Annotated in this window: 29 protein-coding genes and 1 pseudogene; 14 read left to right on the top strand and 16 right to left on the bottom strand. The window is 74.5% G+C overall.

Annotated features, from left to right (window positions below):
• The 4 genes from ACW0Q9_RS03510 to ACW0Q9_RS03525 form a co-directional block, all read right to left on the bottom strand.
• A partial coding sequence (locus tag ACW0Q9_RS03510) for a family 16 glycoside hydrolase (RefSeq protein ID WP_456178394.1) occupies nt 1-589 on the bottom strand: 589 nt, incomplete at its 3' end.
• A 282-nt stretch (nt 590-871) separates the two neighbouring features.
• Nucleotides 872-1,264 (bottom strand): cupin domain-containing protein, encoded by a 393-nt coding sequence (locus ACW0Q9_RS03515; protein ID WP_456178395.1) that lies wholly within the window; start codon nt 1,262-1,264, stop codon nt 872-874.
• Nucleotides 1,265-1,466: 202 nt separating this feature from the next.
• Nucleotides 1,467-2,243 carry a hypothetical protein gene (locus ACW0Q9_RS03520; RefSeq protein ID WP_456178396.1) on the bottom strand — a complete coding sequence of 259 codons (777 nt, stop codon included), beginning with the start codon at nt 2,241-2,243 and terminating at the stop codon, nt 1,467-1,469.
• A 122-nt stretch (nt 2,244-2,365) separates the two neighbouring features.
• Nucleotides 2,366-2,839, bottom strand: coding sequence for a septum formation initiator (locus ACW0Q9_RS03525; RefSeq protein WP_456178397.1), 474 nt, complete (start codon nt 2,837-2,839; stop codon nt 2,366-2,368).
• A gap of 103 nt (nt 2,840-2,942) precedes the next feature.
• Here ACW0Q9_RS03525 and ACW0Q9_RS03530 point away from each other — a divergent pair, with 103 nt between their 5' ends.
• From ACW0Q9_RS03530 to ACW0Q9_RS03545, 4 genes are all read left to right on the top strand, one after another.
• Nucleotides 2,943-3,635, top strand: coding sequence for a response regulator transcription factor (locus ACW0Q9_RS03530; protein ID WP_456178398.1), 693 nt, complete (start codon nt 2,943-2,945; stop codon nt 3,633-3,635).
• Nucleotides 3,632-4,918 (top strand): HAMP domain-containing sensor histidine kinase, encoded by a 1,287-nt coding sequence (locus ACW0Q9_RS03535; RefSeq protein ID WP_456178399.1) that lies wholly within the window; start codon nt 3,632-3,634, stop codon nt 4,916-4,918. Before ACW0Q9_RS03530 ends, ACW0Q9_RS03535 begins: the two co-directional genes overlap by 4 nt.
• A 69-nt stretch (nt 4,919-4,987) precedes the next feature.
• Entirely contained in the window at nt 4,988-5,587 is a 600-nt protein-coding gene (locus tag ACW0Q9_RS03540) for a PepSY domain-containing protein (RefSeq protein ID WP_456178400.1), read from the top strand.
• Between the two features lie 166 nt (nt 5,588-5,753).
• Nucleotides 5,754-6,857 carry a beta family protein gene (locus tag ACW0Q9_RS03545; protein ID WP_456178401.1) on the top strand — a complete coding sequence of 368 codons (1,104 nt, stop codon included), beginning with the start codon at nt 5,754-5,756 and terminating at the stop codon, nt 6,855-6,857.
• 1 nt (nt 6,858) lies between these two features.
• Here the strand turns inward: ACW0Q9_RS03545 and ACW0Q9_RS03550 are convergent, their stop codons facing one another.
• The gene (locus ACW0Q9_RS03550; RefSeq protein WP_456178402.1) at nt 6,859-7,140 is read right to left on the bottom strand and encodes an iron-sulfur cluster biosynthesis family protein; all 282 of its coding nucleotides are present in this window, start codon (nt 7,138-7,140) and stop codon (nt 6,859-6,861) included.
• A 318-nt stretch (nt 7,141-7,458) separates the two neighbouring features.
• On the opposite strand from ACW0Q9_RS03550, the gene dacB reads away from it, so the two are divergent.
• On the top strand, nt 7,459-9,042 hold the full coding sequence (dacB, locus tag ACW0Q9_RS03555; protein WP_456178403.1) for a D-alanyl-D-alanine carboxypeptidase/D-alanyl-D-alanine endopeptidase: 1,584 nt from the start codon (nt 7,459-7,461) through the stop codon (nt 9,040-9,042).
• A 52-nt stretch (nt 9,043-9,094) separates the two neighbouring features.
• On the opposite strand, the gene ACW0Q9_RS03560 is transcribed toward dacB, so the two are convergent.
• The 4 genes from ACW0Q9_RS03560 to ACW0Q9_RS03575 all read right to left on the bottom strand — a co-directional run bounded on the left by ACW0Q9_RS03560 (nt 9,095) and on the right by ACW0Q9_RS03575 (nt 11,661).
• Nucleotides 9,095-9,406: a hypothetical protein gene (locus ACW0Q9_RS03560; RefSeq protein ID WP_456178404.1), complete on the bottom strand. Its 312-nt coding sequence runs from the start codon at nt 9,404-9,406 to the stop codon at nt 9,095-9,097.
• 86 nt (nt 9,407-9,492) lie between these two features.
• Nucleotides 9,493-10,386 (bottom strand): hypothetical protein, encoded by an 894-nt coding sequence (locus ACW0Q9_RS03565; RefSeq protein ID WP_456178405.1) that lies wholly within the window; start codon nt 10,384-10,386, stop codon nt 9,493-9,495.
• 173 nt (nt 10,387-10,559) lie between these two features.
• On the bottom strand, nt 10,560-11,012 hold the full coding sequence (locus ACW0Q9_RS03570) for a pyridoxamine 5'-phosphate oxidase family protein (RefSeq protein ID WP_456178406.1): 453 nt from the start codon (nt 11,010-11,012) through the stop codon (nt 10,560-10,562).
• Nucleotides 11,013-11,067: 55 nt separating this feature from the next.
• The gene (locus tag ACW0Q9_RS03575) at nt 11,068-11,661 is read right to left on the bottom strand and encodes a pentapeptide repeat-containing protein (protein ID WP_456178407.1); all 594 of its coding nucleotides are present in this window, start codon (nt 11,659-11,661) and stop codon (nt 11,068-11,070) included.
• Between the two features lie 66 nt (nt 11,662-11,727).
• On the opposite strand from ACW0Q9_RS03575, the gene ACW0Q9_RS03580 reads away from it, so the two are divergent.
• Nucleotides 11,728-12,960 carry a serine hydrolase domain-containing protein gene (locus ACW0Q9_RS03580; RefSeq protein WP_456178408.1) on the top strand — a complete coding sequence of 411 codons (1,233 nt, stop codon included), beginning with the start codon at nt 11,728-11,730 and terminating at the stop codon, nt 12,958-12,960.
• Nucleotides 12,961-13,033: 73 nt separating this feature from the next.
• On the top strand, nt 13,034-13,675 hold the full coding sequence (locus ACW0Q9_RS03585; protein WP_456178409.1) for an NAD(P)-dependent oxidoreductase: 642 nt from the start codon (nt 13,034-13,036) through the stop codon (nt 13,673-13,675).
• Between the two features lie 2 nt (nt 13,676-13,677).
• On the opposite strand, the gene ACW0Q9_RS03590 is transcribed toward ACW0Q9_RS03585, so the two are convergent.
• Nucleotides 13,678-14,142 (bottom strand): PPOX class F420-dependent oxidoreductase, encoded by a 465-nt coding sequence (locus ACW0Q9_RS03590; RefSeq protein ID WP_456178410.1) that lies wholly within the window; start codon nt 14,140-14,142, stop codon nt 13,678-13,680.
• 32 nt (nt 14,143-14,174) lie between these two features.
• Nucleotides 14,175-14,816, bottom strand: a complete 642-nt coding sequence (locus ACW0Q9_RS03595; RefSeq protein ID WP_456178411.1) for a DUF6642 family protein — start codon at nt 14,814-14,816, stop codon at nt 14,175-14,177.
• Nucleotides 14,817-15,108: 292 nt separating this feature from the next.
• Here ACW0Q9_RS03595 and ACW0Q9_RS03600 point away from each other — a divergent pair, with 292 nt between their 5' ends.
• A complete protein-coding gene (locus ACW0Q9_RS03600; RefSeq protein ID WP_456178412.1) occupies nt 15,109-15,885 on the top strand; it encodes a D-Ala-D-Ala carboxypeptidase family metallohydrolase in 777 nt (258 codons plus the stop codon).
• Nucleotides 15,886-15,961: 76 nt separating this feature from the next.
• Here ACW0Q9_RS03600 and ACW0Q9_RS03605 read toward each other — a convergent pair whose 3' ends face one another.
• The 3 genes and pseudogenes from ACW0Q9_RS03605 to ACW0Q9_RS03615 form a co-directional block, all read right to left on the bottom strand.
• Complete coding sequence (locus ACW0Q9_RS03605; protein WP_456178413.1) at nt 15,962-16,414, bottom strand: hypothetical protein; 453 nt, start codon at nt 16,412-16,414, stop codon at nt 15,962-15,964.
• 104 nt (nt 16,415-16,518) lie between these two features.
• Nucleotides 16,519-17,215, bottom strand: a pseudogene (locus ACW0Q9_RS03610) (response regulator); the annotation flags it as partial.
• Nucleotides 17,193-18,431 (bottom strand): sensor histidine kinase, encoded by a 1,239-nt coding sequence (locus ACW0Q9_RS03615; RefSeq protein ID WP_456178414.1) that lies wholly within the window; start codon nt 18,429-18,431, stop codon nt 17,193-17,195. The pseudogene ACW0Q9_RS03610 and the gene ACW0Q9_RS03615, both read right to left, overlap by 23 nt.
• Before the next feature lie 133 nt (nt 18,432-18,564).
• Here ACW0Q9_RS03615 and ACW0Q9_RS03620 point away from each other — a divergent pair, with 133 nt between their 5' ends.
• From ACW0Q9_RS03620 to ACW0Q9_RS03640, 5 genes are all read left to right on the top strand, one after another.
• Nucleotides 18,565-19,464: an ABC transporter ATP-binding protein gene (locus ACW0Q9_RS03620; RefSeq protein ID WP_456178415.1), complete on the top strand. Its 900-nt coding sequence runs from the start codon at nt 18,565-18,567 to the stop codon at nt 19,462-19,464.
• Nucleotides 19,461-20,243: an ABC transporter permease gene (locus tag ACW0Q9_RS03625; RefSeq protein ID WP_456178416.1), complete on the top strand. Its 783-nt coding sequence runs from the start codon at nt 19,461-19,463 to the stop codon at nt 20,241-20,243. The genes ACW0Q9_RS03620 and ACW0Q9_RS03625 overlap by 4 nt, the downstream gene beginning before the upstream one ends.
• A 2-nt stretch (nt 20,244-20,245) precedes the next feature.
• On the top strand, nt 20,246-20,965 hold the full coding sequence (locus ACW0Q9_RS03630; protein WP_456178417.1) for a YqeB family protein: 720 nt from the start codon (nt 20,246-20,248) through the stop codon (nt 20,963-20,965).
• Between the two features lie 36 nt (nt 20,966-21,001).
• Nucleotides 21,002-21,565, top strand: a complete 564-nt coding sequence (locus ACW0Q9_RS03635; RefSeq protein WP_456178418.1) for an SOUL family heme-binding protein — start codon at nt 21,002-21,004, stop codon at nt 21,563-21,565.
• Between the two features lie 62 nt (nt 21,566-21,627).
• A complete protein-coding gene (locus tag ACW0Q9_RS03640) occupies nt 21,628-22,122 on the top strand; it encodes a hypothetical protein (RefSeq protein ID WP_456178419.1) in 495 nt (164 codons plus the stop codon).
• A gap of 55 nt (nt 22,123-22,177) precedes the next feature.
• On the opposite strand, the gene ACW0Q9_RS03645 is transcribed toward ACW0Q9_RS03640, so the two are convergent.
• Nucleotides 22,178-24,301, bottom strand: coding sequence for a hypothetical protein (locus ACW0Q9_RS03645; protein WP_456178420.1), 2,124 nt, complete (start codon nt 24,299-24,301; stop codon nt 22,178-22,180).
• A 261-nt stretch (nt 24,302-24,562) separates the two neighbouring features.
• Between ACW0Q9_RS03645 and ACW0Q9_RS03650 the strand changes: the two genes are divergently transcribed.
• Nucleotides 24,563-25,102, top strand: coding sequence for a DUF1697 domain-containing protein (locus ACW0Q9_RS03650; protein WP_456178421.1), 540 nt, complete (start codon nt 24,563-24,565; stop codon nt 25,100-25,102).
• Nucleotides 25,103-25,192: 90 nt separating this feature from the next.
• On the opposite strand, the gene ACW0Q9_RS03655 is transcribed toward ACW0Q9_RS03650, so the two are convergent.
• Nucleotides 25,193-26,167, bottom strand: coding sequence for an MBL fold metallo-hydrolase (locus tag ACW0Q9_RS03655; protein WP_456178422.1), 975 nt, complete (start codon nt 26,165-26,167; stop codon nt 25,193-25,195).
• Nucleotides 26,168-26,207 lie beyond the last annotated feature (40 nt).

The following is a 26,207-nucleotide window of genomic DNA, read 5'->3' on the forward strand; positions in this document are numbered from 1 at the left end:
TGCCGCCGGCGTACGCGGTGACCAGGGCGATCCGGCCCGCGTCCTCCATGGTGTTGCTGCCGCCGCCGACCTGGGCGCCGTTGACGAAGCCGCGGATGGTGCTGCCGCTCGCCTCGATCCTCAGGGTGTACCAGGTGCCGGTGGCCGCGCCGACCGACGCCGAGCCGAGCGAGGTGATCTGGCTGCCGTTGACCGCCTGGAGCTCGGCCCGGCCGGAGCCGAGCAGGGCCAGGCGGTACATCTTCGTGCTGCTGCTGGCCCGGGCGGCGATGCCGACCAGGGCGCTGGCCGAGCCGAACGCGGTGGGGCGCACCCGGGCCTGGACCTGGTAGTCGGTCCAGCCGCTCTGGCCGGCGAACTGGCGGGCCAGCTCGCTGGCGGTGCTGGACTGGGTGAAGGCGCCGTCGGCGACGGTCCAGGTCCCGCCGGACTTGGACCAGCCGGCGGCGTCGCCGTCGGAGAAGGTGTCGGAGAAGACGGTGGCGGCGAAGGCCGACGTCACCGTCCCGGCGGCGAGCGCCGCCACGGTGGCTCCGGCGCCCACCGCGAGCAGCAGCGGGCGTCGGAGTCTGGCACGTGAGGTCTGCACGGTTGTCCTCCTTGAGGCGCGTGGTGGTGGACCGCCGCGGCGGAGGGTCGACGCCTGGCCACGGTCGCGACGGTCGGTGCGCCCCGCCGGAGGCCCGGTCTCCGGATGCGGGGCGGCGCGGAAGCGAAGCCCAGGAAAGGGCTTTCCCGTATCAGCAGGCTAGGCCCGTGCAGTTATCAGCGTCAATGGCTGCGATGTGCAGGAATGTTGCAGGTCAGTCGGGACGGGCAGGGCCCGGCTCGCGCTCCACACGGCGGTGGAGCGCGTGCGCGGGCCGTGGTGTCAGGAGGTGGGCGGCTCATCCTGGCCGGCGGCCTCGGCAGCGTCGGCCTCCTCCTTGGTCCGGTGCACCGCACCGTCGGCGTGCTCCGGCGGGCCGTACACCGTGTACAGGACGAGCGGGTTGGGGCCGGTGTTGACGAAGTTGTGCTTCGTGCCGGCCGGTACGACCACCAGGTCGCCCGCCACGACCTCCTTCTTCTCCCCGGCCACCCGCGCCTCGCCGGTGCCGCTGACGAAGGTCAGGATCTGGTCGATGTCCTCGTGGACCTCCTCGCCGATCTCCCCACCCGCCGGGATCGTCATGATCACCAACTGGCTGTGCTGCCCGGTCCAGAGCACGCGGCGGAAGTCGGGGCTCTTCTCGGCGACGGTCGCGATCGTGAAATGCTCCATGGCCCGCTCATACCCGGTCCCCGCGCCGCTCACGCCGGGACTCGCAAATGGTGGAATTCCCCACCCGCGCGGGGTTTGGATCCCCTCTGGACGGGCATCTGCTGCCCACAAGGCCGGTGCACGCCGGGCCGGCCGAGCCAGGTCCCCGCTTTCGTACCGCCGTACGGCTGCGGTGGTGGGAGACGGCCAGAGCGCGGCGACGTTACGACCCAGGTCGGACGGCGCCGTGCGCTCGTCTGCGCACCCGTTCGGTCCACCGGCAGCCGGCCAGCACCAGCGCCGCCGCGAGGAACCCCAGCAGGTCGCCCCAGATCTCGCCGCTGGTCACCCGAACGTGGTACTCCTCCAGGCTGTAGAAGGCCAGCCCCGGGCCAGAGGCCGGCCCCGGCGTCGGCGGCAGCACGCCGAGCACGGCCACCGCCGCCAGGCCGAGACCCAGGGTCACCGGCGCCGACCCCGACCGGACCAGGGCCACCAGTGCCAGCCCCACCAGCACGAGGTACGACGGCAGGACGTCGGCCGGGTCGGGCGGCAGCACGTACGGGGGCAGGAAGACCCCAGAAGTCCGGGCCAGGGCGAGCAGGCCGGCCAGCACGGCCAGCAGCACGGCGCCCGCCGTCCGCCACCGGTCCGGTGCCCGACTCGGCAGGGTGGCAACGGCCACCGCGAGCCCGACCCCGGCCACACCCCGCAGGGCCTGGAACGGCGTCCACCCCGGCTCGACCGGCGGCGCCATGACCCAGCCGAACTGCGGCTCCCCGTGCCGGGGCAGGGTCGCCGCGGCGAGGGCTGCGGCGGCGACCGCCAGCCCGTACCGGGCGCGCGGGGGCAGGTCGGGTGCGGTCAGGGCGGCGCCGGCCAGGGCGCACCAGGCGAGGGCCTGCGCGGCGGGCAGCAGCGGCTGGGCGTACCAGCGCCCGACCAGGTGGGCGAGGGCCAGCAGGGCCGCGGCCGCGACGAACAGGCGGTGGGGACGCACCGGGCGATGCTGCCACAGGACGTGACCCGTGTGGGGTCGGGCGAGGACGGCCAGGTGGCACGGGCGGTCGGTGTGGGCACGGCCCGATCAGGGACAGTTGACGTCGCTGAGCTGGGAAAACGTCAGTCGTGCGGGGAGACGACCGGCGCGGAGCCACGGCAGCGCAGGCGCAGTTCGTGCTCTCCCTCGGCGCCGACGAAGCGGACCTCGACGTGCTCGTCCGGCCCCCAGTCGGCATCCTTCACCCGGTAGCCGGGGGCCGGCGACAAGGTCACCAGGCGCACCCCGGCCGGGGCGCACTCGGCGACCGCGGTCCCGCCGGCCGTGCGGAAGGTGCGTCGGGCTCCGCTCGTTGCCGGCGGGCGGCTCGCCGCGGAGGCCGTCGGTGTCGCGCCCGCCGTGGGGCTCGCGCCCGGCGTCGTGGCCACCGGTTCGGGCGAGGCGAGCGCGCGGGCCACCTCCCGCTCGTCGCGTACACCGCCGGGGGCGCCGGTGATGCCCTCGCCGACCAGTTGGATCGCGGCCAGCCCGACGAGGGTCGCGGCAACGGTGGTGGCCAGCCAACCGGCGGCGGCGAGGAACGGACGACGGCCCATGCCCCGAGTCTCCCCGATCCAGGGTTGAGCCGGGCTCGGGGGAACGCTAAGGCGGGGTTAACGAGGGCGGGACCGGGCGGCGGAAGGGGCTAGCCTGCCAACCGTGGCCCGGCTGCTGCTCATCGAGGACGACCTGACCATCCGTACGCCGTTGCTCCGGGCCCTGCGGGAGCGCGGGCACGCCGTCGCCGCGGCCTCGACCGCGCTGGACGGGCTGCGCGACGCGCTCGACGACCGGCCCGACCTCGTCGTGCTCGACCTCGGACTGCCCGATCTGGACGGTGGTGAGCTGCTGCGGATGCTGCGCGCGGTCAGCGAGGTGCCGGTGATCGTGGCCACCGCCCGCGACGACGAGGCCGAGATCGTCCGGATGCTCGACGCCGGCGCGGACGACTACCTGGTGAAGCCGTTCACCGCGGCGCAGTTGGACGCCCGGGCGCGGGCGGTGCTGCGCCGCACGGCCGGCGACCCCGCCACCGACCCGGTGCTGGTGGTCGGCGGGTTGCGGATCGACCCGCGCGCCCGGCAGGTCACGCTGGACGGTGCGCCGGTCGAGCTGACCCCCCGCGAGTTCGACCTGCTGCACCATCTCGCCGGCCGGCCGGGGCAGGTGGTCACCAAGCGGGAGCTGCTCACCGAGGTCTGGCGGATCCCGTACGGCGGGGCCGACAAGACCGTCGACGTGCACCTGTCCTGGCTGCGCCGCAAGCTCGGCGAGAGCGCCCAGGAACCGCGCTACCTGCACACCGTCCGGGGCGTCGGGGTGCGGCTGGACGTGCCGGGGAGCAGCCGGTGAGAGGCCGCCTGGCGCTGCTGGTCGCCGCCGTCGGCGTGCTGGTCATGGTGGCTTTCCTGGTGCCGCTGGCCGTGCTGGTGCGCACCGTCGCCGCGGACCGGGCGACCGTCCGGGCCGCCGCCGACGCCCAGAGTTTGGTGCCGGTGGTCGGCGCGGCCGACCCGGACACCCTCCGGCTGACCGTCGAGCAGCTCGCCGCCGACTCGGGCCGGGAGGTGAGTGTTTTCCTGCCGGACGGCGCCGTCCTCGGCGCGCGGGTGCCACGTACCCCGGCGGTGGCGCTGGCCGCGCGGGGGCAGAGCCTGACCGTCGAGTCGGCGGCCGGTCGGGAGGTGGTCATCGCGGTCCAGGGCCGGCCGGACGGCACGGCGGTGATCCGCACCGTCGTTCCCCGGGCCGAGCTGACCGCCGGGGTGACCCGGGCCTGGCTCGTGCTGGCGCTGCTCGGCGTGCTCCTGGTGCTGGTCGGGCTGCTCGTCGCCGACCGGCTGGCCCGCACCCTGGTCCGGCCGATCGCCGACCTCGGCGCGGTCTCCCACCGGCTCGCCAACGCCGAGCTCGACGCCCGGGTCGACCCGGCCGGACCGGCCGAGCTGCGGGAGGTCGCGGGCGCGCTCAACCACCTGGCCGAGCGGATCCAGGTGCTGCTGCGCGAGGAACGCGAGCAGGTGGCCGACCTGTCGCACCGGCTGCGCACCCCGCTGACCGTGCTGCGGCTGGAGGCCGAGTCGCTGCGGGACCCCGACGACGCGGCCCGGCTGACCGGCGCCGTGGACGGCCTGGAACGGGCGGTGACCGGTGTGATCCGGCAGGCCCGCTGGCGCAGCACGGCGGCCGGGGGCGGCGGGTGCGACGCGGCCGCGGTGGTCGCCGAGCGGGTGGCGTTCTGGTCGGTTCTCGCCGAGGACACCGGGCGGAGCGTGACGCTCGACCTCGCGCCCGGGCCGTTGCCGGTGCGGGTGGCCGGCGACGAGCTGGCCGCCGCCGTGGACGCGTTGCTGGGCAACGTGTTCGCGCACACGCCGGACGGCACGCCGTTCACCGTGCGGCTCGCACCGGACGCCGGGCAGGTGGCGCTGACCGTGGCGGACGCCGGCCCGGGCCTGCCGGCCGGGTCGGTCCGGCGGGGCGCCAGCGGGGCCGGGTCGACCGGGCTGGGCCTGGACATCGCGGACCGGGCCGCCCGGGCCAGCGGCGGCCGGCTGGAGCTGGGCGGCGGACCCGGCGGCGGGGCGGTGGTGACGCTCCGGCTCGGGGCCGGCGCGGCCTTAACCGGGCCTTAGACCGCGGGTAGCGCGGGGCTAGCCGCCCCCGACCGATCCTCGACACACAACCGAGGAGAGGTGGAGACCATGCGACGAACTTCCCTGGTCCTGGCCGCGATCGGCGGGGCCGCGGTGCTGGCGGTCACCGGTGCGGCGATCGGCGTGACCGCGGCCGACGGGCCGGGTCCGGGCACCGCGCCGGCCGCCGTGACCGCCGACGTCACCGACCCGGTCGGCGGAGGCGCCGACGACAACCCCGGGACCGCCGACGACACCCCCGGAGCGGACGACTCCGCGACCGCGGGCGCCACGCCGACGCGCGGAGCGCCGAAGACCGCGCCGAGTGGTGCGATCGATCCGCAGCAGGCGGGCAGGATCGCGCTGACCCGGCTCGGCGGCGGCCGGATCGTGGAGATCGAGGCGGAGACCGAGCACGCGCGTCCGGTGTGGAGCGTCAAGGTCGCCCGTGGCGGTGCCACGTACGAGGTCAAGGTCGATCGGGGCGACGGCGCGGTGGTCGAGGTCGAACGGCGGGCGGCCGACAACAGCCGCACGGACGACGGAAGCGGCGGTGACGACCGGTACGACGATCACGGCGGGGACCGCGACGACGACCACGGTGACGACCACGGCGGGGACGACCGGAACGACGACCACGGCGGGGACCGGTCCGGCAGCGACGACTGAGCGCCGGTGCACGGGTCCGGGCGGACCGGGTTCCGCCCGGACCCGACCGTGCGGCGGCCGGCGCAGGTTGCCCGTCCGGTGCGCCCGACCGTCACCGGGACGGATGGACTGTCGACGAGGCCCGGAAAGCCTGTGGCGGAACGCGATCGGGTCGCTACATTGAAGTATGGTGCCCGCCCACGGGGGTCGGGCGGCGGAACCGGTCTACCGCCCTGTGCTGGCCGGTCGCCGGGGTGAGCTGGAGGCGCTGGCCCATCTCGACGACGCCACCACTCCGCTGCTCGCTCCGGTCATCGACGTCCACGCGGTGGATCCGTGCACCGTGGACCTGCTCGGCCGGCTGCCGGCCGGGCTCCTCCCCGGCGTCGACGTGTCGGTGCTGCCGGAGTCGCCGGAGAGCGAGCTGGTCCGCTGGGGCGTACCGCTGGTGCCGGTGATCGGGCTCGCCGAGGGCGACCGGCGGCTGGTCGCGCACGGCGCGGCCGCCCGGGCGTACGCGCGGCGGGCGGTGATCCGGCTGCGGACCGGGCAGGACCGCGCCGGCCCCGACGCGACCACCGCCGCGGTGGAACGGGTGTGGCGGCTGGCCCGGCTGGTGCCGGAACAGTGCGACCTGCTCGTCGACGCGGGGGACGTCTGCTGCCCGGCGGACGTCCGGCTGGCCGAGCCGCGGATCCGGCGGCTGGCGGAGTGGGCCCGGCGGCACGCCTGGCGCTCGGTGACCGTGGCGGCCGGCGGGATGCCGCCGACGCTGGCCCGGCTCCCCACCGACGAGCCGGTACGCCTCGACCGCTTCGACTGGCAGCTCTGGCAGCGCCTGGCCGACCTCGGCGTCGGCTACGGCGACTACGGCGTGGGCTGCGCGGTGCCCGGGGCGGACGGGCCCGGCGACCGGCTGCCGACGCTGCGCTACACGACGGCCGGGGCGTGGTGGGTCTACCGGTGGTCGCGCCGGGGCGGCCGGGGCGACGACCGCTTCTCCGACCTGTGCCGCACGCTCGTCGCGGCCCCGCACTGGCCGGCCGCGGGCGCGGGCTTCTCCTGGGGCGACCACGAGATCCTGCGCCGGGCGCGGCGCGGCGCGGGCGCCGGCTCGCCGGCGAACTGGATCGCCTGGAGCACGTCGCACCACCTGGCGCACGTGCTGGGCACGCTGCTCCGGCCGGAGCGGGAGCAGCGCGGCGGGCCGTGGCGGGCCGACCAGGACGTCCCCGAGCGGGGGCGAGCCGGCCGGCCCCAGCGCGGCGGTGAGACGCGCCGCGCCGGGTGAGTCACTCCTTCTCGGTGAAGCCGAACTGCACGATGCCCTCGTCGTCGACGACGGCGTCCACCGAGGTGTCGTTGAGCAGTTCGGCGGCGTCGGCGTCGAGGAAGATCCGGGCGCCCTGGTTGTCCACCACCTGGTCGCCCTGGATCGGCTGCTCCACCAGCTCGATGGAGAGCGAGCCGGCGTCGGTGTCGGCGGCGATGCGCAGCCCACCCGCCTCGGCGACGTCCTGCTGGTTGGCCAGGTCGCGGATCACCATCACGGCGTTGTCGGTCATGGTCAGCATGGCGGAACTCCTCATGGCTGGTTCGGGAATCGCGGGCGGGTCGACGCGGCCCACGCGGCCGGTCGGGACCCCGGGAAGGCGAATCAGGCTTCGCCGTGCAAACCAGGGCAGGTCGAACGCCCCTCATGGCCTACGGTGCCCCCTGCCCGGGCATCCGTCAAATAGAGCCGGGTCAGTCGACACCGGACCGGTGACGTCGCGCCGAGGAATGTTTTCGCCGCCGCGTTCGGGGTATTCGGCCGGGTTCCGCCCACGTCCGGCAATATCTTTTCGCCGTGCGGTCTTCTCCGGAGGAAATCTCCGTGACAGCATCGGCACATGCATCGTCGTCTCTTCCCCCGAGCGTTCGCGGTGCTGGCGCTGGTCGCCACCGCGGCCGCCGCCGGCGCCCCCGCCGCCACGGCCGAAGCGCCCACCCCCGCGCAGACCCGGCTGCACGCCACCATCGACGCGATCCTCGCCGACTCCCGGCTGGACGGAGCACAGGCGGGCGTGGTCGTCGTCGACACCACCACCGGGCAGACCCTCTACGACCGCAACGGGGACCGGCGGCTGATCCCCGCCTCGAACACCAAGCTGCTCACCTCGACGGCGGCCATGGAACTGCTCGGCCCCGGGCACCGCTTCACCACCGACGTGACCGGCGACGGCGTGCGCCGGGCCGGGCTGCTCTCCGGCAACCTCTACCTCCGTGGCGGGGGCGACCCGACCATGCTGGCCGAGGACTACGACCGGCTGGCCGCCGACGTGGCCGCCGCGGGCGTACGGATGGTGACCGGCAACCTGGTCGCCGACGACACCCGCTACGACCGCACCCGGCTCGGCCCGGACTGGACCTGGGACGACGAGTCCTACTACTACGCCGCGCAGGTCTCCGCGCTTACCGTCGCCCCGGACACCGACTACGACGCCGGCACGGTGATCGTGCACGCCGCACCGGCCGGGCAGGCCGGCGCGCGACCGAAGGTCACCATGACGCCGGCCAACGGCTGGCTGCGGATCGACAACCGGGCCGAGACGGTCGCCACCGGCGAGACGACCATCTCCTTCGAGCGCGAGCACGGTGGCAACACCATCGTGGTGACCGGCCAGATCGCGGTCGGCCAGGCTGAGGAGAGCGACTGGATGACGGTCTGGGAGCCGACCGGCTACGCCGCCGACGTCTTCCGGTCGGCGCTGCACCGGCACGGGGTGCGGGTCCTCGGCCGGACCGTGCTCGGCCAGGCCACCCCGGAGGACGCCAGGCCGGTCGCCCGGCACGACTCGATGCCGCTGGCCGACCTGATGGTGCCGTTCCTCAAGCTCTCCAACAACGGCCACGCCGAGGTGCTCACCAAGGAACTGGGCCGCGTGCTCTCCGGCTCCGGCACCTGGTCCGCCGGGCTGGCCGCGATCGGCGAGTACGTCGGTGACTCCGGAATGGACACCGGGACGCTGCGCCAGCGCGACGGCTCCGGGCTGTCCCGGCGCAACATGATCCCGCCCGCCCAGTTCGTCGCGCTGCTGTCGGCGGTCCGCGCCGAGCCCTGGTTCGGCACCTGGTACGCCGCCCTGCCGGTGGCCGGCAACCCGGAGCGGTTCGTCGGCGGCACGCTGCGCAGCCGGATGCGCGGCACCGCCGCGGCCGACAACGTGCACGCCAAGACCGGCAGCCTGACCGGCGCGTCCAGCCTCTCGGGCTACGCCACCGACGCCGACGGGCACGTGCTGGCCTTCTCCGTCGTGCTCAACAACTACCTGACCTCGTCGGTCAAGGGGTTGGAGGACCAGATCGCGATCGCGCTGGCCTCGTACACCGAGAAGGGGACGACCACGGCGCGGCTGGCGGTGCCGACGGCGCCGGAGTCGCCGCGGGTGCCCGAAGGTCTGGAGTGCTCCTGGGTGAAGCCGGCCCTCTGCTGAGCACCGGGGCCCCTGCCGCTCGGGACCGGGCAGGGGCCCCCGGGCCGCCCGCTCAGGCGCCGGGCCGGGGCGGAAGCGGCTCGGCGGCCGGGTCGCCGCGCTCGATCAGCGCGTCGATCTCGGCCGGCGGCAGGCCGCGCAGCCCGAGCACCCGCCGCCCCCAGCGGTGCAACCGGCACGGGTGCGGGCTGGCGTCGTTGCGGCAGATCGTCCCGCCCGACCAGCGCCGCGGCGCGTGCACGACCACCGCCCGCACCGCGAACTGGGCGTCCTCCCCGGTCACGTACGGCGGCAGCGGGATCTCCCGCAGCACGTCGCCGTCGGACGGCGCGAGAGAACGGACGACGCGGGCACTGCTGCTCATCGGTCGGGCCTCCACAGGGGATGGTCGGACGGGACATCGGAAACGTACGGCGTCCCGTGCCGGCCGCGACGGACAAACTGTCCCGGTCAGCGCAGCGCGACGGCCTGGAGGCTGACGTTGCCGCAGTCTCCCAGGGACTCCTCCACCGTCCAGGTCATCAGCAGCTTCGCGCCGGCCGGGGCACGGAACCGGATGGCGAAGTCGGCGGTCCGCGCGGTGTGCGGGTCCTCCAGGCGCAGCGTGCTGCCCGGCCCGCCGCCGGAGATCCGCAGGTCGAGGCGGCCGCGGGCCATCCACACCCCGGCGAAGAGGTGCACGGTGCGGAGCTGCCCGTCGGCGGTCACCGCCAGGGTGAACCCGCTGCCCCGGTCGCAGGTGTACACCCCGGACATGGTGCCGTCGGTCGAGCCGACCGGTGCGCCGTCGCGCCAGGAGTACGCCTCCGGGTTGTTGCTGTAGCTCTGCCGCTCGCCGCGACCGCCCTCGTCCCGGATGTCGCCGGAGCCGTGCCGCTTGCGCACCGGGGTCCGGGGACCGAGCAGTCCCCACTGGACCCAGTCGACCGCGCCCACCGCGCTGAGGTCGACCCGGGCCGGCACGTCGGCCTGGCTCACGGTCAGCGTCGGCGGCACGGTCGGCGTGGACGGCGACGGGCTCGGCGAGGGTGGGCGCTGGCGGGGGCGCAGCCCCGGCGTGACGGCCCCGGTCGGCGCCGCGCCGGGGGGCGGCAGCACCGGGCGGCCGGTCGGCGGGGCGGGCAGCACCGCGCTCTCCTCGCGGGGCGCGTCGTGTCGCTCGCTGCCGAGGTACGCCACCAGCGCGGCCAGGCAGGCGAACGCGGCCAGCGCCTCCAGCAGCCAGCGCCGCCGTCGCCGGGCCCGTGCCAGCCGGCGGAGCGCCGAGCGCGTCTGCCCGTGCGGGTACGACGTCCGGCCGCCGACCCGACCGTGGTCCTCCTGCCCCACCGAACCTCCGCTCACCGCCGCTCCGGCCGCCGGTTCACGTTTCCATCATGGGCGGCCGTGCGCCATATGTCGGCGGGGGGCATTTCCACTTCGTTACCAAGGGGTAGCGACGGCGGTTCAACTCACCGTGACGGTTTCAGCGTCCGTGGTGAGCGCCCGCCGGAGGCCTCTTCCCGGCAGCACCTCGGTCAGCGCCGCTCGCGCCGCCGCAGGCCGCGGTCCGGATGCCAGCTCTCGATCACCAGATGGTCCGGCGGGTCGCCGACCCGGGTCAGCACCACCTCGGTCACCTCGATCCGGAACCGGTGCGAGCCGTCCTCGCCCGCCGGCTCCTCGTGCGCCCGGCCGGCGATCTTCGCATCCCCGCCCCAGGAGGTCGGGTCGTCCTCCGGGGCGTCCTCGCTCGGGCTGTGCAGCGCCACCCGGGGGTCGCGGCGCAGGTCGAGCGCCTTCAGCGCGCCCGCCATGCTGCCGAGTCGGAGGTGCCCGTCGTCGGCGAAGTCGAACTCCGTGCCGCTGATCCGCGGCGAGCCGTCCCGCCGCAGGGTCGCCATCGTGCCGTGCTTGCGGACGGCGAAGCGGGCGCGCACCCGCGCCGCGAAGTCGGGTTCGGACGCCACCAGGTCGGACCACCATGTCATGCGGGTCAGCCTGGCAGGGAAACCTGACAGCCGGCGACGGCTTTCCCGGGCAGGGTCAGCGGATCTCGAAGCCGAGCGCCTGCGCCAGCACGACGGCCTGCTCGGCGTCGACGATGGCGCCGGCCCGCTCCACCGCCGTCGGGTCGAGCGCGGTCAGGTCGCTGCCGCGCAGGTCGGCCCGGACCAGCTTGGCGGCGTGCAGCTGGGCGCCGGAGAGGTCGAGGCCGGTGAGCACCGCGCCGGTCAGGTCGGCCCCGGTGAGGTCCACCTCGCGCAGGCGCGCGTCGGTGATCCGCACGCCGCGCAGGTCGGCGCCGGGCAGGGCGACGAACGACCAGTCGCCCCCGTCGACCCGCAGCGGGCGCAGGTCGCACTGCTCGAAGCTGCTGCCGACCAGCTTGCAGCCGGTGAACTCCGCCTCGAAGAGGTTGCACCGCTTGAAGGTGCAGCGGTCGAACGCGGAGTCGGTGTGCCGGGAGGCGTTGAGGGCCACGTTGCCGAAGACGCACTCGGTGAAGGTGGCGCCCTGGCTGACCGCCTCGGTGAGGTCGACGTGGAAGAACTGGCACCGGACGAAGTGCCGGTCGACAAGCTCCTCGGCGTACCAGTCCTCGTGGCGGTAGGTGACGTCCTCGACGGCTTCCGGCATGGGGCCGAGACTAGTGTGACCGGCCGACACTTCCCGCTCGCCGTACCGGCCGGTAGGTTCGGCGTCGTGAGCGTCGCAGTGAGCACCGACCCGGACCGCATCGGCTTCGACCCCGCCCGGCTGGCGCGGATCGACGAGCACTTCGGCAGGTACGTCGACGACGGCCGGCTCGCCGGCTGGCAGATCGTGGTGACCCGCCGGGGCGAGATCGCCCACTCCTCGACGTACGGGCTGCGGGACCGGGAGGCCGGTGCGCCGGTCGAGCCGGACACCCTCTGGCGCATCTACTCGATGACCAAGCCGATCACCTCGGTCGCGGCCATGATGCTCTGGGAGGAGGGCCGGTTCGAGCTGAACGACCCGATCAGCCGCTGGCTGCCGGAGTTCGCCGACGTCCGGGTCTACGACCGGGGCTCGGTGCTGAAGCCGTACACCGTGCCGGCGGTCGAGCCGGTCCGGGTCTGGCACCTGCTCACCCACACCGCCGGCCTGACCTACGGCTTCGCGCAGGTCAACGTGGTCGACGGCCTCTACCGGGCGGCGGGCTTCGACCTGGGCGTGCCGGCGGGCGCGGACCTGGCCGAGGCGACCCGGGGCATGGCCCGGTTGCCACTGCTCTTCCAGCCGGGCACCAGCTGGAACTACGGCGTCTCCACCGATGTGCTGGGCCGGCTGGTCGAGGTGGTGTCCGGGCAGTCGCTGGACGCGTTCTTCGCCGAGCGGATCTTCCGGCCGCTGGGCATGACCGACACCCGCTGGTGGGTCGAGGAGCCGGACGCCAAGCGCCTCGCCGCGCTCTACGCCCCGCACCCGGCCACCGGCCAGGCGGTCCGCGCCGAGGCCATCGGCCGCTACGCGCTCACCGCGCCGGAGTGCCTCTCCGGCGGCGGGGGGTTGGTCTCGACGGCCGCCGACTACCACCGGTTCACCCAGTTCCTGCTGCGCGGCGGCGAGCTGGACGGGGTCCGCCTGCTCGGCCCCCGGACGGTGCGCTTCATGACCCGCAACCACCTGCCCGGCGACCGGGACCTGGCCTCGTTCTCCCCGGACGGGTTCGCCGAGACGATCCTCGACGGGGTCGGTTTCGGCCTGGGCTTCGCCGTGGTGCTCGACCCCGTGCCGTCCCGGGTGCCGAGCAGCGTCGGCGAGTACTACTGGGGCGGCCTGGCCAGCACCGCGTTCTGGGTGGACCCGGTGGAGGAGGTCACCGCGCTGCTCTTCACCCAGCTCATGCCGTCGAGCACCTACCCGCTCCGCCCCCAGCTCCGCCAGCTCGTCTACTCGGCGCTGGTCGACTGACAGCCACCGGGCAGCCCGGCCGGTTCGTCGGAACGGCACCGGCCGGGCGGCCCCGCTCCCTAGCCTGGGGAGCATGAGCGACATCGTCGTGTTCGGCGCCGGTGGGACCGCGGGCTCGCGGATCGCCGCCGAGGCGGTCGAGCGGGGGCACCGGGTCACCGCGGCGGTGCGCCGCCCGGAGGCGACCAGCTATCTGCCGCCCGGGGTACGCACGGTGACCGGTGACGCGACCTCGGCGCGGAGCGTACGCGAGCTGGCCGGGGACGCCGACGTGTTCGTGGTGGCCATCGGCGGCGGCGAGCGGGAGCTGTGGCGCGACGCCGCGCGGACCCTGGTCGACACGCTGCGCGAGCTGCCCGACCCGCCCCGGGTGATCCACGTGGGGGGCGGGGCGACCCTGCTCACCCCGAAGGGCACCCGGTTCCTGGACGAGCCGGACTTTCCCGAGGAGTACCGGGACTCGGCCGAGGGGCAGGCCGACGCCCTGGATGTCTACCGCTCCTCGGCCGACGGGGTGACCTGGACCTACGTCTCGCCGCCGCCGCTGGAGTTCCACCCGGGCGAGCGGACCGGCCACTACCGCACCGGCACCGACCACCCGGTCACCGACGCGCAGGGCCGCTCGGTGCTCACCTACGAGGACCTGGCGGTGGCGATCGTCGACGAGATCGAGAACCCGCGCTTCGGCAATTCCCGGTTCACCGCGGCGTACTGAGGTCAGTCGGCCAGCCGGGCGGGGAAGCCCCCGGTGGCGATCGGACCCCAGCTGTCGATGGTCACCCGGATCAGTGACTTGCCCTGCTTGACCATGGCCTCGCGGTACTCGTCCCAGTCGGGGTGCTCGCCGGAGATGCTGCGGAAGTATTCGACAAGCGGTTCGAGCGCCGCGGGCAGGTCGAGCACCTCGGCGGTGCCGTCGACCTGCACCCACGGCCCGTCCCAGTCGTCGGAGAGCACGCACGCGGAGACCCGGGGGTCGCGGCGGATGTTGGCGGCCTTGGCCCGCTCCGGGTAGGTGGAGATCACCAGCCGCCCCTCGGCGTCGACCCCGCAGGAGACCGGGGAGGACTGCGGCCGGCCGTCGGCGCGGGTGGTCATGAGCACCACCCGGTGCCGGGGGCGGAGGAACTCGATGAGGGCGTCCCGGTCGACCCGGGTGTTGGTCGCGATGCTGCGTGCCATGCCTCGGTTCTACCAGGCGGCCCGGGCGGGCCTCAGCGGGGACGGCCGGCGACCCGGCGCGGGGAGGCCTGCTCCGGCACGCGCGGCCGTGCGCTCGCCCGCCAGGCGCGGCCGTTGGCGTAGATCACCCGGAAGCCGAGGTAGGAGGCGAGCGGCGCCCAGTGCCCCGAGCCCATCCGCAGCTCGGCGGCGTTGTGCCGCTGCCCGTTGGCCAGCACGTCGAGCAGCACGGTCTCGAAGGCGGCCGACTCGACCCAGTCCACCTCGCGGGTGAAGCCGCAGACCAGCGCGGCCCCGGTGACGTCGAGGAAGTCGCGCAGCGTGGCGTCGGAGGCGCGCAGCACCGAGCAGCTGCCGAAGTAGAGGCGGCGACCCTCGCAGCGGCCGGCCATCCGCTCGGCGACGTCGGCCAGCTCGACCGAGTCCCAGTCGGTGAGGCAGAGCCGGCTCGGCTCGCCGTGCATCGCGAAGAAGCCGACCCGGTAGTCGGCGTACTGCTTGAGCAGCCAGCGGTCGAGGAAGTAGAAGAGCTCGTCGCGGGTGGCGGCGTCCTTGTGGATGAAACGGATCCGGCCCAGCCGTTCGAGCAGTTCGAGGGTGGGCAGGACGGAGCCGCGCTCGTTGAGGTCCCGGTGCCACTGACCCTCGACGCAGAAGACGCCACCACGTGCCAACGTCCACCTCCCCCGCCTCGGAGGCAGACGTTACCGGGCCGGGGTGACGAGGGGACATCACCCTCGGTGTCACGGAATGGCGGATTGCGTCACCGACACGCGGCCGCAGGGCCGGATTGGGCGTTTCGCCATTCGCGGCAATTCACAGGTAATGCCCAGCAGGGGCGTAATGCGAGAGCAATTCCCGTTATTCGCCACGAATCGGCAGCGCGGCTGTCACGGTGGAAGGGACGGGACCTTCCGGTCGATGTCCCGTTCAACCCCACATCACTCTCTAACCGGGAGGAATTCTGTGCGCGTCAACACGCTCAAGCGGGCGGCCGTCGCGTTCGCGCTGGCCCTGCCCGGGGCCGCGATCGCCACGGTCGTCGCCGCGCCAGCGGCCCATGCCGACGGCTGCTACACCTGGAACCGGAACCTCTCCCAGGGGCGGTCCGGCGAGGACGTCCGGCAGCTCCAGATCCGGGTGGCCGGCTGGGCCGCCTACCGGGACATCGTCCGGGTCGACGGGATCTACGGCCCCGAGACGGCGGCGGCGGTCCGGCGCTTCCAGTCCGCGTACGGGCTGCGCGCCGACGGCATCGCCGGCCCGCAGACCTTCGCCAAGATCTACGACCTGCAGGACAACGACTGCACGCCGAAGCACTTCAGCTACGCCGAACTCGACAACGGTTGCGGCAAGGGCGGGTGGAGCGGGGGCCCGCTCTCGTCGACCGCGACGCGGGAGAAGGCGCTGCGCACCATGTGGAAGCTGGAGGCGCTGCGGCGCAGCCTCGGTGACACGCCGCTCTACGTCACCAGCGGCTTCCGCAGCATCGCCTGCAACCAGCAGGTGGGCGGCGCCTCGGACAGCCAGCACCTCTACGGGAGCGCGGCCGACGTGATCTCGCGCAGCCGGACCCTCTGCCAGGTGGCCCGGTCGGCCCGCGACCACGGCTTCAGCGGCCTGTACGGCCCCGGCTACCCCAACCACAGCGACCACGTCCACGTGGACTCGCGCCGGGAGAACAACCAGGACCGGTCCTCCAACACCACCAGCTGGTCCGCACCGAACTGCGGCGTGAGCTGAGCGACGTCGACGGCGGCCCGACGCGGGGGTGGGGGCTCCCCGCGGCCGGGCCGCCGTCCCGTGCCCCGGACGGCCGTTAGCTCGCCCGGGGCCAGCGCGGCCGGGTGGCGGGGGGCGCCACGGGCCGACCGGTACCGCCGGGCCGGAGAGCGGGCCGCACCGGAGGTGCGGCTACCCGGCCGGCCGGGCCGCGCGGGGACTGGGGTGCCGCCGGCCGCCCGGCCGACGGCCCGGTCAGCACGAACGGGAAGGGCACGTGCACGAACGGGTTCCCGTGGCGGACCAGGGCGTCGATCTGGCGCTCGTTGAGGCCGTGGGCCTCCAGCACGCGCCGCCCCCACCGGTGCAGCCGGCAGGGGTACGTGGCGCCGTCGTTGCGGCACTTCGGTCCGGCGGGCCACTCCTCGGCGGCGTGCACCACCACCGCCCGGACCGCGAGCCGGACATCCTCGGGGGTCAACGACGCCGGCACCGGCACCTCGCCCAGGATCTGATCGATGGGATCCGTCGACTGCTCACCAACTCGCACGGCAGGCCTCCCGCAGCTCGGCAGCGGTGCGGCGGACCGGCCGCACCACATCCTCGACCACTGGTACGGCCCCGCGACGGCAGCAGTTCAATCCCGCCCGGCGGTCAGACCAACCCGGCGTCCTGCACCAGCAGCGCCACCTGCACCCGGTTGTTCAGATCGAGCTTCGTGAGCAGCCGTGAGACGTACGCCTTCACGGTGGCCACGCTCATGAACAGCTCCGCGGAGATCTCCGCGTTGGTCCGCCCCTGCCCCAGCGCCACGGCGACCTCCCGCTCCCGCTCGGTCAGCCCGCCGAGCAGCCGCAGCGCCCGGTCCCGCCGGGTGTCCGGTGCCCGGGCCGGCGTCGGGGCGGTGACGTGCGCGATGAGCTTGCGGGTCACCGCCGGGGACAGGGTGGCCTCGCCGGCCGCGACCCGGCGCACCGCCGCCACGATCTCGGCGGGCGGGGTGTCCTTGAGCAGGAAGCCGCTCGCCCCGGCGCGCAGCGCCCGCAGCACCTGCTCGTCGGCGTCGAAGGTGGTCAGCACCAGCACCTCGGGCGGATCGGGCGCGGCCCGCAGCGCCTCGGTGGCCGCCAGCCCGTCGACCCGGGGCATCCGGATGTCCATGAGCACCACGTCCGGGGCGAACGCGGCGACCGCGGCGGGCACCTCGGCGCCGTCGGTGGCCTCGCCGACGACCCGGACCTCCGGCACCCCACCGAGGATCATCGACAGCGCGGCACGGACCAGCGGGTCGTCGTCGACGATGAGCACCCGGACGGGCGGCTCCGCGCTCACGCGGGAGCCCAGGGCAGCCAGGCGGTGAGCCGGAAGTCGCCGCCGGCGTCCCGCCCGTGGTCGAGCCGGCCGCCGGCCAGGGTGACCCGTTCGGCGACCCCCACCAGTCCGGTGCCCGTGCCGGGGATGGGCGAGGCCGCCTCGCCGACCGGCCACGGGTTGCGGATCTCCACGGCCAGGCCGTCACCGGGGCCGCCGGCCAGCCGCACGGTCACCACCGCGCCGGGCGCGTGCTTGCGGGCGTTGGTGAGCCCCTCCTGCACGATCCGGTACGCGCTGCGTCCGACCGCCGCCGGCACCGCCCCCGGGTCGGCGACCTCGTCCACCACGCTGACCCGTACGCCGGCCGACCGGGACTCGGCGACCAGCGCGGGCACGTCGCCGAGGGTGGGCTGCGGGCGCTCCGGGGTGGCCTCGGCGGCCGGCTCGGCGCGCAGCACGCCGATCACCTCGCGCAGGTCCTGCAACGCGGCGTGCGCGCTGGCCCGGATCACGCCGGCTGCCCGGGCGACCTCGGCCGGGGGCGCGCCCGGGCGGAACTCCAGGGCGCCCGCGTGCAGGCTGAGCAGGGAGATCCGGTGCGCGAGCACGTCGTGCATCTCCCGGGCGATCCGGGTGCGTTCGAGCTGGCGGGCCTGGTCCAGCCGGAGCTGCTGCTCGGCCTCGGCCCGCTCGGCCCGGTCGCGCAGCGACAGCACCAGCTGTCGGCGGGCCCGGACGAAGAGCGCCCAGGCCACCGTCCCGCCGATGAACAGCAGGGTCCAGGCCACGGCCGCCCAGAACGGCAGCACCGGGTCGGGACGGATCGCCAGGTAGAGCGGCGTCGTCGCCAGGTGCCAGCCGACCAGCGCCAGGGCCACCGCCAGCCGCCGGTGCACCACGAGCGTGAACAGGATGATCAGCAGCGCGATCCCGGAGGTGACCGAGAAGAGGGCCAGCGGCGCGGCGGCCACGGCCAGCCCGACCGGCCAGCGCCGGCGCAGCCAGAGGGCGGCGCTGGCCAGCAACCCGACGGCGAGGTCCAGCTCGTTCAGCCAGGCCGGCCCGAGGTTCAGCGCGAACTCCGGCTTCGGCTGCACCGAGTCGCCGTAGGCGAGCAGCACCCAGGCCACCGCGAACAGGAAGGCCAGGCCGTCGACGAGCCAGTCCCGGGGCGTACGCCGGACGGCCCGGGCGGCGGGCACCAGGGATCCCGGCAGCAACCAGGGGTGATCGGGTACGACGGTGCTGCTCATCCACCCATGCTAGGAAGCCCTTTCCGGGCCCCACCAGCTACCAAAGTCGACGCCTGCCGGTAGACCGAGGTATCGGCGGCTCCCGACCGCCGGCCGCAGCGCCCGGCCGGGTGGCCCCGGCAGGCTCGATCGCATGATCGAAGTAGCCCACCTCACCAAGCGGTACGGCCCGCACACCGCCGTCGAGGACGTCTCGTTCCGCTGCGAACCGGGCACGGTGACCGGCTTCCTCGGCCCGAACGGCGCCGGCAAGTCCACCACCATGCGGATGATCTGCGGGATGACGACGCCCAGCGCGGGCGGCGCCACGGTCACCGGACGGCCCTACCGGGAGCTGCCCAACCCGGGGCGGGAGATCGGGGTGCTGCTGGACGCCTCCGCGCAGCACGCCGGGCGCACCGGGCGGGAGGCGCTGACCCTGGCCGCCCGGATCATGGGCGTGGACCGCGGGCAGGTCGCCGCGAAGCTGGACCTGGTCGGGCTGAACGAGACCGCGGCGCGGCGGCGGGTCGGGGCGTACTCGCTGGGCATGCGGCAGCGGCTCGGCCTGGCACTGGCGCTGCTGGGTGACCCCCGGGTGCTGATCCTCGACGAGCCGGCCAACGGCCTCGACCCGGAGGGCATCTTCTGGATGCGCGGCCTGCTGCGCGACTTCGCCGACCGGGGCGGCACCGTGCTGCTCTCCTCGCACCTGCTGCGCGAGGTGGAGGCGGTGGCCGACCGGCTCGTGGTGATCGGCGGCGGCCGGGTGGTCGCCCAGGGCGGCAAGGACGAGCTGCTGGCCGGCGCCGGCACCCTGGTCCGCGCCCGGGACCAGCAGGCCCTGCGGCTCACCCTGGACCGGGCCGGCCTGCCGGCCTCCGCCGGCACCGACGGCGGCTACCTCGTCCGGGCCGACCCGGAGGCCGTCGGCCGGGCCGCCGCGGACGCCGGGCTGGTCCTCACCGAGCTGCGCCCGGCCGGCAGCGGCGGCCTCGAACAGCTCTTCCTCACCCTCACCGCCGGCGCGTCCACCAAGGAGGCCGTCCGATGACCACCGTCACCGCCCCTTCCCCCGCCCTGCGCCGCCCGGCCGCGACCGGGCCCTCACTGGGCCGGCTGACCGCGGTGGAGCTGCGCAAGCTCGCCGACACCCGGGCCGGACGCTGGCTCCTGATCACCATCGGGCTCGTCGCGGCCGCCATCGTGACCGTGCAGATCTTCGTGCTCAAGGACCCGGAGCAGACCTTCACCGCCTTCTTCACCCCGTCGCTGTTCCCGGTGGGGCTGCTCCTGCCGGTGCTCGGCATCCTCTCCATCACCGGGGAGTGGTCGCAGCGCACCGCGCTGACCACCTTCGCCCTGGTGCCCCGCCGGGAACGGGTGGTCACCGCGAAGCTCGCCGCGGTCGTGCTCGCCGCGCTCGCCTCGGTCCTGGTCAGCCTGGCCGTCGCGGCCGCCGGCACGCTCGCGGCCCGGGCCACCGGCGGGGCGGGCACCTGGACCTTCGACTGGCACCTGCTGCCGTACGCGGCGGTGTTCCAGGTGGCGAACGTGCTGATGGGGGCGGGCTTCGGCCTGCTGCTGCTGAACACCCCGCTGGCGATCGTCACCTACCTGCTGCTGCCGACCGTGTGGAGCGTCCTCGCCGCGATGATCCGGGCGCTGCGCGAGCCGGCGCGGTGGCTGGACACCTCGGTCACCATGGAGCCCCTGCTCGGCCCGGAGATGAACGCCGGGCAGTGGGGGCGGCTCGGGGTGTCGCTGGCCGTGTGGCTGCTCGTCCCGCTGGTCGCCGGGCTGGTCCGTACGCTGCGCCGGGAGGTGTCCTGACCGTGGCGGCGCGGGGATCCGGCGAGGCGGTCGTGGTCAGTGGCGGCGCCGGCGAGCTGGTGCTGATGTGGGCCGGGTTCCCGCTGCTCGGGGCGGGGCTGGGCGCGGCGCTGACCGCCGGGGCCGGCTGGGTGGCCGACCTGCCCTGGTTCCCCTTCCAGGGCTGGTTCGCGCTGCTGGACCGGTGGCCGGCGGAGCGGTCGTACCCGGTCGGGGCGGGGGTGGCCGCGCTGGCCGGCCTGGTGCTCGCGTTCCTGGGCACCCGGGAACGGCTGACCGTGACGGTGGGGCGCGCCTCGGTCCGGCTGCACCGGGACGGGCACGGCCGGGACGTCGCCCGGGCCGGGGTCGCCGGGGTGTTCCTCGACGGGAAGGCGCTGGTGCTGCTGGACGCCGCCGGCGGCGAGCTGGCCCGGGAGCGGTCCGACCTCGGCCCGGCGGGGCTGCGCGCGGCGTTCGCCGGGCAGGGCTGGCCCTGGGTCGAGCAGGACCCGTACGGGGCGGCGTACCGGCGGTGGGTCGAGGGCCTGCCGGGGCTGCCGGCCAGGGCGGACGCGCTGCTGCGGGCCCGGCAGCGGGCGGTCGACGGCGACCGGGGCGGCGAGGCGGTCGAGCTGCGCGGGGAGCTGGCCCGGCTCGGCGTGGTGGTCCGGGACGAGGGGAAACGGCAGTACTGGCGGCTGGTCCCCGGTCCGCCGGACCGGGACGGCGCGCGCCGGTAGCGTCGGCGGTGGGACCACCGAGGGCGGGAGGGTGCGATGACCGAGCGGCAGCCGTACCGCGTGGTGGCCCGTCACCCGGGGTTCGAGCTGCGCCGCTACCCGGCCCACCTGGTCGCCGAGGTCCGCGTCGAGGGGTCGTTCGAGTCGGCCGGCTCCGCGGGGTTCCGGCCGCTGGCCCGGTACATCTCCGGCGCCAACCGCTCGCGGCGGGCGGTCCCGGTGACCGCGCCGGAGGCGCCCGAGCCGGCCGGCGCGGAGCGGATCGCCATGACCGTGCCCGTGCTCCAGGAGGAGGGCGAGCGGCCGGGCAGCTGGCTCGTGGGGTTCGTGATGCCGGCGAGCTTCACCCCGGCGACGCTCCCCGAGCCGGCGGACCCGCTGGTCACCATCCGCGAGATCCCCGGGCAGCTCGCGGCGGCGATGCGGTTCTCCGGGCGGTGGACCGCCCGGGCGTTCGAGCGCCGGGCCACCGCGCTGGGCCGGGCGGTCACCGCCGCCGGCCTGCGCCCGACCGGCGCCGTCCGGTACGCCCGCTTCGACCCGCCGTGGAGGCCCTGGTTCCTGCGCCGTAACGAGGTCGTGCTCCCGGTCGCCGAATAGTCGGCGGCCGGCGCGGTCGCCGGGTCACTCGGTGACCCTGCCGCCCACCGGATGGGAGACCCGTGCGTCGCTGGCCCGCCGCCCTGGCCCTGGTGCTGCTGCTCGCCGGCTGCGGCGGCGGCACCGCGTCGACCGCCCCTCCCGCCTGGGAGACCCCGGCGCCGACCGCGCCGGCTCCTCTGACGGTGAAGGAGGCGAAGGGCCGCTATCTGGCCATCGTGGCGCCGTACAACACCGCGCTGGAGGAGCTGGAGGAGGCGCTGAAGGCGGGCCGGCCGTGGCGGACGGTGCGGGGCCTGGCCCGCACGGTGGCCACCACCAACGCCGCGCACGCCGAGCAGCTCCGCGGCACCGTCTGGCCGGCGAAGACGCAGGCCGCGGTCGCCGTGCTGCTCAAGGAGAACGACGTGGCCCTGCGGCACTGGCGGCTCGCCGGCGAGGCCGGGAGCGCCGAGGCGCTGATGCGGGAGATCCGGGCCGCCGCCGCCCATGACGGCGGCGCGCAGGCCGACAAGGTACGCACCAGCCTCGGCCTGCCGCTGTACCGGGACTCCTGACGAACGACGTCGGGCCCGCGCCGACGTGCGACGCGGGCCCGACGGGGTGGGCGAGCTACTTCCGGTTGCCCGTGTTGGTCACCCGGAAGGTGTAGTCCGCGTCCAGGTAGGTGAGGTCACCGGTCGGCAGGTTGGAGATCAGGACGGCGAAGTCGTCCTGGTTGCCGTTGGCGCACCGGGTCCTGAGGCCGGCCACGTCGACCTCGTCCCCGGTGTACCGGTAGACCCAGTTGCCGGCGCCGTCGGTGGTCTCCCCCGTCGAGGTGACACCCGGCGTGAGGTCGCAGTGGCTGACGACCTGCACCGTCCAGTTGTTGTCCTGCACGCCGGTGGTGGCCACCCAGTTGCCGGCGGCCGAGGTGAGGGTCGCGGCGGCGCCGTTGACCCGGACGTCGTCGACGAACCAGCCGGTGTCCAGGTACGCGGCGTCGGTCGAGTACCGGAACCGCACGTCCGTCGTGCCGGCCGGCAGGTCGGCGGTGAGGTGCACGTAGACCGGGTCGTCGACGAAGTACGCCCCGCCGGACGTGCCGGTCAGGCCGTTGCCCTCCTCGTTGTTGCCGTGCGGGTCGTCGTCGGTGGTGACGACCTGGCCGGCGTCGTTGCGCACCGGCACCGTCACCCAGTTGCCGCCGACGAGCGCCTCGACGAAGCCGTAGTCCCAGCCCTCCTCGATGAAGTACCAGCTCCAGAAGTCCAGCGAGGTGACCGCACCGGAGGTGGTGACGTCCAGGATGTTGTCGTCCTGGCTCTCGTACCCGGCGTACCAGTGGGTGGTGCCGGTGTGCGGCGGGATCACCGTCTCGTCGTCGCCGTCGAAGGCCAGCGACACCGTCGGGCCGGGGTTGCGGAACCGCTCGACCGACATGCCGAACGGCACGGCGGTGGTGTCGGGACGGTTCTTCAGCCGCGCCCACTTGGCCTCCGGGGTGGCGCCGTTGTAGCTGCCCCGGCCGCCCCAGTAGACGTCGTCGGCGATGTCGATGGTCCAGGAGGTGTCGGCCGGGTCGCCGAAGTTGAACGCCTTGATGTCGTAGATCGGCGAGTCCTCGTCGTCCAGGTAGACCGCCACCGACCAGTCGCGGAACAGGTCGGCCGCGCTGCGCAGGTTGCCGCCGGTCTCCGCGTTGAAGTCGTCGATGGCGTTCTGCACGCCGGTCATCCCGTCGGCCTGCTCCTCGAAGATCATCTTGATGAGCAGGTCACCGGCCCGGCCGTCGTACTGCTTGTCCGGCGTGTAGGTGCCGTCGCCGTTGCCGCCGGCCTGCTCCCAGAGGTACTGGAAGTAGGTGAACGCGGCGCCGTAGTTGGCGAGGGTGCCGCCCCACCGGGTCAGCGACGTCTCCTCGTACAGCACCTGGTGGTTGCTCAGGTGCGAGCCGCCGGCGTCCAGGCCGTTGAGGAAGATGGCGAAGTCGGCCAGCCCCTCGTCGACCCAGGAGAGCTCACCGGGGTCGCTGTAGTTGTGCAGCAGGTGCTCCAGCTCGTGGGCGACGGTGCCCTCGTACAGCTCGGGGCGGTCGTTGGCCGGGTCGGCGTCCCGCCAGGGCGAACTGTTCGGGCCGACCCGGTTGGCCCAGTCGAGAGCGTCGACGACGATCACGTTCATGCCGTTGCTGTCGATGAAGTCCGGCGCGAAGTAGCCCGCCGTGTACGACCCGACGGCGCAGTCGTAGTAGGCGTCGTCCTGGATGTTGTAGATGACCATCACGAGCGAGTCGCTGGCCGGCTCGTCCGGGTCGGCCGCCTCCATCGGACCGAAGTGCTCCTCGTCCACCGCGACGATCTGGCCGGCGAGCTTGTCGCCGACGTAGTTGATCTGCGCCTGGGTGAGGGTGAACTGCCCCGCGGCGGCGGTGGCACAGGGGACGAACTCGTCGTCCGGGTTGTGGTCGAACTGCGGGTCGAGGCTGTCCACACCGGCGGGTGCGGTGCCGTTGAGCGGTGTTCCCACCGGCACGTAGATGTAGACCGGGGTGCCGTCGGGGGTCGTGTTGGCGTAGACCCGGGTGAAGTCCTGGTTGTAGCTGCCGCCCGCCGCGCTGTCGTTGATCGGCAGCGTGATGGTCGGTTCGCCGGGAAGGTTCTCGTGGTCGTTCGCCTCGGCCGGGGCCGAGACCGTGAAGGCGAGCGCTGTCACGCCCGCCACCGCGGCCGCGATCCGGCTCGGTCGTCTCATTCGCACGCGGATGCCTCCTGCTGTGAGGCGGTGATCAGCTCCGGCCACCGCCGTCGGGTGAGCAGTTGCCCCGTCGCCGCCGCGCGAGGCAGCAGCTGACCAGGGGAATGTTGCCTTCAGGCAACCACTTGCGACGGTGCGGCGGGAGGGAGCCCCGGATAACAAATACGTCACGAACGTGAGTCATGTCTTCGCACGCGCGTGACGGGTGCGGCCGGTTCTACGCTGGGGTCCCGTGGAGGCCGAGGCGAGGAGGCCCGAATGACCCGCTACGCCGCCCTGCTCCGGGGCGTCAACGTCGGCACCACCCGGCTCGCCATGGCCGACCTGCGCCGCCTGGTCACCGACCTCGGGCACGAGGACGTCAAGACCTACCTGCAGAGCGGCAACGTCGTCTTCAGCGGCCCGCCGGCCAAGGACGACGTGCTGGCCGAGGGCATCGCCCGCAAGCTCGCCGACGAGCTGGACCTGCGCGTGCCGGTGCTGGTGCGCAGCGGCGACGAACTCGCGGCGGTCGTCGCGGCCAGCCCGTACGCCGGCAAGCAGGACGACCCGACGCGGGTGCTGGTGGCCTTCCTCGCCGCGGCGCCGAGCCCGGCCAAGGTCAGGGACCTGGCCGCGCCGGACGGGGAGAACCTGGAGTTCACGGTCGACGGCCGCGAGGTGCACCTGCACTTTCCCGACGGCGGCTACGGGCGGACGAAGTTCACCAACGCGCACCTGGAGAAGAAGCTGGGCGTGGTGGCGACCACCCGGAACTGGAAGTCGGTGCTGGCCCTGCGCGACCTGACCGCCGGCTGAGCGGAGGGGCCGGCCCCGGCTGAGCGGAGGGGCCGGCCCCGGTTGAGCGGAGGGGCCGGCCCCCGTGGCCCGGCCCCTCCGCGAGCGGCGTCAGAAGTGGTACGCCGTGTGGTATTCCGGCACCAGCACGCGGCTGCGCGGCGACGCCTTCCGGACCGCGGCGATCAGGCCGTCGAGGCGCTCGCGATCGCTGGGTGCCACCGTCGGCGGGTTGGTCAGCAGGGTCTCGAAGTTGTCCCAGTGCACCGGCACCACGACCTTCGGGTGATCGAGGGCGGCCATCAGCCGGGGCACGTAGTCGGCGGTGGCGGTGGTCGCGGCGGAGGCCACCATCGCCACGTCGGGGGCCAGCCCGACCAGGTTGCGCTCGACGAAGTCGCTCGCCCCCATGAAGAACACCGACGGTCCGCCGTCGACCCGGATCTGGTACGCCAGGGTGTCCCCCTCGGGCAGGTCGGCGATCTTCTCCGGCTTCGCCGGCCGGCTCACCCGGACCCCGGGGAAGGCCATCGACCAACCGGCGTTGCGGCTGTGCAGGGAGCTGACCACCTCGACCGTGTAGCCGCCGAAGTCGAGCACCTCGCCGCCCTTGACCGGGGCGAGCTGCCCGGACGGCACCCCGTACGCCAGCCCGAGGTGGTAGGCGGTCAGGGTGCCGAGGACCCGGGCGCCGGTGCGACCCGCGATGTAGGGCACGTCGTTGAAGTGGTCCCAGTGGGTGTGCGTGACCAGGATGTTGTCGGCCCGGTCCACCAGCGGGTCGATGACCGCGGGCCGCACCGTCAGGGGCGTGTCCTGGTCGAACGCGCCCCGGAACAGGCCGGTGTCGTAGCGGCTCAGGTACGGGTCGACCAGCACCGTCCGGTCGCCGATGTCGATCCGCCAGCCGGACGTACCCCACCAGCGGAAGCTGACCGCGCCGGAGCGCCGGGTCCCGGCGGCGGCCGGGGTGGCGGCGGCGCGGGCCGGCGCGCCGGCGGCGAGGCCGGCGGTGGACACGGCGGCGGCGCCGACCGCGGCGTCGCGCAGGAAACGGCGGCGGCCGTACGACCGTTCGTCGAGCATGGAGCGTCCTCCCCGTGGAGCAGGTTGATCGGTACGCCCA

It is taken from the genome of Micromonospora sp. I033 (genome assembly GCF_053890995.1).